Origin of the sequence: Streptomyces sp. H39-S7, from assembly GCF_027158205.1 — a bacterium.
Classification (GTDB): Bacteria; Actinomycetota; Actinomycetes; order Streptomycetales; family Streptomycetaceae; genus Actinacidiphila.
Window position 1 is genome coordinate 358,447 of sequence record NZ_JAPVLU010000001.1, and the last position, 6,273, is coordinate 364,719.

The following is a 6,273-nucleotide window of genomic DNA, read 5'->3' on the forward strand; positions in this document are numbered from 1 at the left end:
GGTGAGAGAGGGGCCCGCCCCGGCGCGCTCGGCCGCCGGGGCGGGCGGGGACGTGGTTACGCGGCCTCGGCGGGGGCCTGGGGCGGCTGCTGCATCTCGTCGGCGCTCTTGCGCCCGGATACGTCGTCGTAGGGGGCGGTCCACGTCCAGTCGTCGTGCCGGTTGCCCGTGGCGCGGACGATGCGCTTGCCGGTGCCGTTGTGGATGTGCGGGATGGTGACCGACTTCGGGTTGACGCGCAGGACCTCGTACCAGGTGCCGCGGTAGAGAACGAAGTCTCCGCGGGTGAAGTCGGCTTTCGACCAGACCTTGAAGCCTTCGGCCTCGGCGTCCTTGATGATCTGCTGCCAGTGTTCGATCTCTTCGGTCAGTTCTTCGTGCCGGATCGTCAGCTCGGGATCGTTCGGGTTGCGAGATTGGCCCTTCGCGGACTCGCCGCGCTGCCACTTCTCGACCGCGCGGAGGTCGGCCCTCAGCTTGTCGAGACGGCGGAGGGTGCGGCCCGGGTCCTTTTTGAACCGCTCGTAGTTCGCGGCGGCCTGCGCCCGGTCGATCCAGTGCCCGGCGCGGTCGCTTTCGCCGATGCTCTTGCGCATCGCGTTGTCCATCCGCGCGTGATCACGGCGGGCGCGGCCCTCGGAGTGGTGGCCGATGAGAATGGGCTGGCCACCGGCGAACCGCTCGGATATCTCGTGGCTCGACTTCCACGCGGCCTCGGAGTTCCGGGCGGCGGTGTCGGCGTATCCGCCGAACCTCTCCGCCCGGTCCTCGGCCTTCTCTTCCCGGTCCTGCTCGGCCTCGGAGAACGATCGGCGGTCGGCGTTGTCGATGGTCAGCTCGACCTTGAAGCCCTTCTCTCGGAGACGCTGCGCAAGGAGTTCAAGCGAGGGGGTGTAGGTGGCGTGGTCGCGGCTGTGCGGGAGGTACCAGCAGCCAAGATTCCTGCTCCAGCGGAAGGGCTGGCGCCAGGTGCGGCCGTACTCGCGCAGCCGCAGGATCTCGCTCGATCCGTCCCCCCGGCTGGTGCCCTCGATCAGGGTTCCTTCGCGGCGGGTGTGGGTGATCTCGATAGTCACTGAACTGGTCTTTCTGGTGAGAGTTTGTGGTCCGGCCGCAGGGCGGACCGTGCGCTGAAGGCGGTGCTGCACCACCGGCGCGGGCCGTGAGGAACGATCGGCTCGCGGGCCGTCGCGCCCTGCGCGACGGCAGGGGCTGCCGCGCCCCCGCGGGGCGCGTCCTTCGTGGTTCGGTGCCCGCCGTCGGTCGATGGAGCCGCCTGCGGCGGAGTCGGCCGGCGGTGGTGAACGCACCGAACCTGTCCCGCCGCCCCGAAGGGGTGTCCATTTGGGGTGCTGGGGGCCTGCCGGTCCGGGGGGTTGCCCTCCCCCGGACCGGCTGGGCCTGTAGGTCAGCTGCGGTGGTGCGTGTGCCGCGCGGCCGGGTCGGCGTCGGTCAGCCCGGTCCGCTCGCGCCATGCCTGGCGGACGGCGGTGCGGAGGTTATCCCCGTCGTCGTAGGCGAACCGTCCCTGGCGCAGGCTGCTGGCGATGTCGCGGAACGAGTCCTGGTGCATCGTGGTCAGCGTGTCGTCAAGCGGGGTCAGCTCGTGCGGGAACATCGCTTGGACGCTGTCGCCCGGCTGCGGGGCACCGAGGGTGAAGAACCAGACCACGGACATGGTGGCCTCGCCCGCGAACTCCGGGCCGCCGAACGGGCCGACAACGACGGCGGGGCGGGTGTCGAGCTGGTGGCCCCGGAACCAGGGACCGGCGATCACGAGCGTGGCGGTGGGGAAGTCCTGGACGGTGGGCTTCTGGTCGGTGGTGAGCATGTCGTGTCCTGTCTGGTGAGAGGTTCCGCCGGGGCCGGTCGGCCCCGGCGGGGGTGTCGGGAAGGGGTGTTGCCCTCCCCTTCCCGACATCATTAATTAAACCACGTTCTTGGGTCTGAGTCAACCAGCCACGACAAGTTCGCGGCGACGCTCGGCGGCCGTGGTGACGGCGCGGGCGATGGCGCGGCCGGTCTCGATGGCCCGGACGGCGGACTCGTGAACCGGGGGTTTCTTGTCCTGGGTGATGATGCCCGCGAGCGGCGGCATGACGGCCGGTCCGGGAGCGACCCCGAGGATCAGGGCGGCGACGTGGGCGGCGGACGCCACTTCCGCTTCACGCTGCCCGTAAATGGGCGCGTCCATCTCGCTGATGCGCTGAAGTGCCGCGTTGTACAGGTGCAGCCGAACGGCGTAGTCACATTCGGCGGGAGCGTCGGGGGCCTCGTCCGCTCCGGCGATGACGGCCCAGACGGCTTCGGCAGTCAGCCGGTCAGTGGGCGGCTCGTAGGCGTCGCCGTCGGTCTGGCTGATGTCGAAAACCGGCCCGGCCTTGAAGCCGGACACCTTGCGCCCCTGGCTCTCGGCGGCCTCCCCGGTGGCCTCTCGCTGCCCGCCGTCGGCGGCTGCGGTCTCCCGGGCATCCTCGGTCCGGCGCTTGATCGGCGTCCAAATGCGGAGGGAGGTGGACCCCTTGGCCGGGAAGCGTCCGGCTTTTCGCCAGTCTCCGGAGCTGAGTACGTGGGTGGCGTTGGGGCACTGGGCGGCGATGGCTATGCAGTTGGTGGGACTGCGGTCGTCGCGGTCCGGGTGGGTGAGGTTCGCGGCCGTGCGCATGACGGCGGTCCAGAATTCTTCGCTGGCGACCATCGCACCGTATGCGCGATCCATAACGGCTTCGAGTTCACCGCGCATTTGGGCGCTGTAGGCGCGACGCTCTTCGTCGGTCATCTTCGGCTTGCGGGACATGTCGCGGTCCTCCTGGTGAGAAATCAACGTCCGGGGCCGGCCAGCCCTCTGGCGTCGGTCCGGGGTGTTGCCCTCCCCTTCCGACATCACTAATTAAACCATGTTCTTAGCGATTCGGCAACCCTTAGACCCAGTGCAGTCCTTCCGCGTGGCTCGCCGCCCGGTACGCCTCTATTACCTGGTCTTCAATCTCTGTCCAGTGTTCGAAAATATCCGGGGCGGCATTCCGGTCAAAGGCTACCCGCGTTGCCCTGCGCCACTCGATGGCAATTTTGAGCGTGCGCAGCTGCGACCTGGTAAGCAACCAACGGCCGGAATCCGGGAGTTCCCCACCGTATGCCATCGATACGGCATTGTTGATGTTCTCAGTTCCAGCCCACACATTCTGTGTGGGCTGGAGCGCAAGAGCCCGCTTTAGGGTGCAACGGAGGTGCGGGGCCTGCACAGTCCATCGCGGCTGGATAACGAATATGTCGGCGCTCATCGCGTGGCCTTTCATTGGGGGCGGCGCGCTGCGTGAACGCGCCGCCTGGAAGTACGGGAGTTAGAGGGCGTATCCGTCGACGTATTCGCCGCGCTCACCCTCGGGGGTCTGGACGTGGGGAAGGAATCGGCTCACGGCGAATACGACAGCGTCGGCGATGATCCGGGGTGCGTCGTTAAGTGCGAGGCTCACCGTGTCGCCGTCGAGTCCGATACGGACCTCTCCCGGCGCAAGATCCATGTAGACGAATGCGGTTGTCCCGTCGATTCGCGTTCGGGCTCCGGGGAGTCGGGCGGCGAGTTCGCGGGCGGCTTCTTCGACGTCTCGCCGCGTCTCGGCCTGTTCGCGGTTGTGCACCTTCACGCGCTCGTGAACGTCGCGGTGGGCGGGGATGAGGTCGGCGGCGATCAGGGCCGCGATGTTCGCCAGATCCTCGCTCATGGTGATTCGGATGCTGTCGCGCTCACCCCTGCGGAAGGGATAGTCCGTGGCGGGGAACGCGCCCCGGATGTGCAGGTGGCCGGGGTCGTCGAACCGCTCGGAGATGTGGAGTTGTCGGCTGTCGAGGTGGGTAAGGGTGGCGGCGTGGTCCAGCTCCTGGACGCCGTGGTAAGCCGGTTGCGGTCGCCAGTTCCCGCCAAGTTCGACGGCGATCGGGTGGACGAGTTCTGCGACGGTGATCCGGGTTTCCATGATTCCGCTCCTGGTGAGAGAGATTGTCGGCGGCCGGGTCGGCCTGCCGGGTATCGGCCGGGGCGTTGCCCTCCCCGTCCGATTATTCAGATTTTCCCGCTGCCGAGCATTTATGCCCGATAATTGCCTTGGTCATGGACTCGACGTAGGGCACATCCCCACTGATGTGCGCCTTGAGTGTGCACCTGCGGCATTCGTAATCAACAGACAATGTGCGAGGCCGGAGCACATCGGCGAACCGGGCAAAAGCCCTTGCAATCTTCCTCAATTCGAACTCCACCTGGCGAGAGGTTCCGCCGGGTCGTTCACCCGGGGCCGCCGTCCGGGGTGTTGCCCTCCCCTTCCGACATGTCTAATTAAACCATGTTCTAGGGTCCTGGTCAACCTGAACAAGGGCCCTGACCTGCTCTTTTACCACCCCACCGACCCGCACCCGCTCGGCCGGGCCCGGCCACAACGGGCCTGGGCGGGGTTCCCTCCTCGGTCGGACAGCTCCGCCGTACCAGGGTTCCGGGCGCGGTGTCCAGGCTCGCGCAGCGACCGCGCAGCGGCTTGGCCTGGACGCCGTGTCCGGGTTCCTGGTACGCCCCCCGGGGGTCCGGCCGAGGAGGGAACCCCGCCCTCACCTCAACCACGACGCTCCCGCACCCAACCAACCAGCCCCCACCCCCTCCGAGGAGGACCCGCCGGAGGCTGCCCTTCGCCCTGGCCGGCACCGAAGGTCACGAGTTCGCCGTGAAGGGAAAGGTGGGCGGCGGCATCCGCCGTCACCACAAGGCGGGCTGCATGGCAGTGTGCCGGTGCAGACGGAGAACGATGCGTACCGGCGCGGTCGCGACGGGGCAGGCTGCCGGGTGAGGAGTGCCCGCGCCGGGGCAGTAGCCGCCTTCGTCCTCCCATCGGTCGGCGGCTTCGTGCTCGGCGCGGCCTTCCTGTTCGGTGAGCAGGAGCGGCTTCCGGTACAGCTTCCGTGCGCTGGAGTCGAGCGGCCGAAGCAGGCGGGCGGCGGCCTTCTGGTCGTCGCGGCGCTTGTGGCGGCGCCGGACCTGGGCGAACCGCGCCTCGTAGGCGGCCCGGTCATCAGCGTGCAGTCCGGCCGGGTGCAGCCGGGCGAGTTCTAGGGCGACCTGGCCCATCGAGCTGAGGGTCAGGACGCGGGTGTCGTCGTCCTGGCGGACGGCGACGAGGAACCGGGCGGCGAACAGGGCCTGCGTCCGCTCGCGGCTGATCCGGCGACCGCCGTCCCACGCCCCCGGCCGTGCTGCCTGCCGGGCACGCCCGCCTCGCCAGTACAGGCGACCGGATTCGGCGGCCTCCAGCACACGGACGTGGCCCGCGGTCCAGCCGAGTTCGGCAACGTGCCCTTCGGCGAGATACCGGTTCCCCGCGGCTCGGTTCCGGTTCTCGCGGTCCATGCCGGTGGCCGCCCGCTCCGCGGCTTCCTGCTCGGCTTCCTCTTGGCGGCGGGCGCTCTCCTGCTCGGCGTACTCGGCTGCCGTCAACTGCCTTTCCAGTTCGGCCCGCAGGTCGGCGGCGGTCGTCTCGACCCCGGCGGCCGACTGGGCACGAACGGCGCGGTCGACGGCCTCTCGGGCACAGTGCAACAGGGCACTGCTGGGCATGGCGGGATCATCGGCGTACTGCTCCGCGCGGTCGGCGTGCCGCTCGGCCTCGACGGCGTTCTTGTGGGCCGCGTGCATGACCGCCTCAAGGCGGGTGGCCGCTCCGGATCGGGCGTGGCACACGGCGGTCATGGCGTCATCGGCTGCGGCGCCAGCGAGGATGGCGGCCTGTCTGGCGACCTGGAGGCACGTCTGCGGAGACGGGTCTCCTGCCTGGGCAACCTGGGACTGGGCGGCGCACGTGTTCTCGGGCATGGGGTGTTCCTCGGGGTGTCTCGGTGGTGCGGACGGCGGCGCGCCGTGGCCCCCGACGTGGGGTGCCGCCCGTGGTCGCGCGGAGCGCGATGGACAGTGCCGTCGTGCCCGCAGGGCACGCCCTTCGGCCCGGCGTCCGGACGGGACGGGAGGGCCGCCCGCGGCCCGGACGTTCCGGCCGGCTGCGAGCCGGGCCAGGCTGAGCCGTCCCGTAGGGACGCCCCTTGTACCGGGCCGGTGCGGCGGCCGCCGACGCACCGGGGGCGCCACGGTGGTGGGCGAAGCGTGGTGTGGGGGGCTCGACGCACGTGGTGCCCAACTGGCGGAACTCGCCGTTCTCGTGGCGGGCGAGATAGGTAGCGGTGCGGTGGCGGGCGACCTTGCAGCCGTGGCAGAAATTCTCGACCGCGTGGTACCCGCGC

At 69.5% G+C, this 6,273-nt stretch carries 5 protein-coding genes; all 5 read right to left on the reverse strand.

Annotation, left to right across the window (positions count from 1 at the left end):
* Window positions 1–56: 56 nt before the first annotated feature.
* The gene (locus O3X23_RS01765; protein WP_269269199.1) at window positions 57–1,076 is read right to left on the reverse strand and encodes a DUF3560 domain-containing protein; all 1,020 of its coding nucleotides are present in this window, start codon (window positions 1,074–1,076) and stop codon (window positions 57–59) included.
* 332 nt (window positions 1,077–1,408) lie between these two features.
* Window positions 1,409–1,831 (reverse strand): DUF6409 family protein, encoded by a 423-nt coding sequence (locus tag O3X23_RS01770; RefSeq protein WP_269269200.1) that lies wholly within the window; start codon window positions 1,829–1,831, stop codon window positions 1,409–1,411.
* Window positions 1,832–1,951: 120 nt separating this feature from the next.
* Window positions 1,952–2,797 carry a hypothetical protein gene (locus O3X23_RS01775; RefSeq protein WP_269269201.1) on the reverse strand — a complete coding sequence of 282 codons (846 nt, stop codon included), beginning with the start codon at window positions 2,795–2,797 and terminating at the stop codon, window positions 1,952–1,954.
* A gap of 544 nt (window positions 2,798–3,341) precedes the next feature.
* On the reverse strand, window positions 3,342–3,974 hold the full coding sequence (locus tag O3X23_RS01780) for a hypothetical protein (protein WP_269269202.1): 633 nt from the start codon (window positions 3,972–3,974) through the stop codon (window positions 3,342–3,344).
* A 767-nt stretch (window positions 3,975–4,741) separates the two neighbouring features.
* Entirely contained in the window at window positions 4,742–5,851 is a 1,110-nt protein-coding gene (locus O3X23_RS01785) for a hypothetical protein (RefSeq protein WP_269269203.1), read from the reverse strand.
* Window positions 5,852–6,273 lie beyond the last annotated feature (422 nt).

Bases quoted from the DNA above. Each gene is read 5' to 3' on its own strand.
- O3X23_RS01785 (WP_269269203.1), bottom strand. From the start codon at position 5,851: ATGCCCGAGAACACGTGCGCCGCCCAGTCCCAGGTTGCCCAGGCAGGA.
- O3X23_RS01780 (WP_269269202.1), bottom strand. From the start codon at position 3,974: ATGGAAACCCGGATCACCGTCGCAGAACTCGTCCACCCGATCGCCGTC.
- O3X23_RS01770 (WP_269269200.1), bottom strand. From the start codon at position 1,831: ATGCTCACCACCGACCAGAAGCCCACCGTCCAGGACTTCCCCACCGCC.
- O3X23_RS01775 (WP_269269201.1), bottom strand. From the start codon at position 2,797: ATGTCCCGCAAGCCGAAGATGACCGACGAAGAGCGTCGCGCCTACAGC.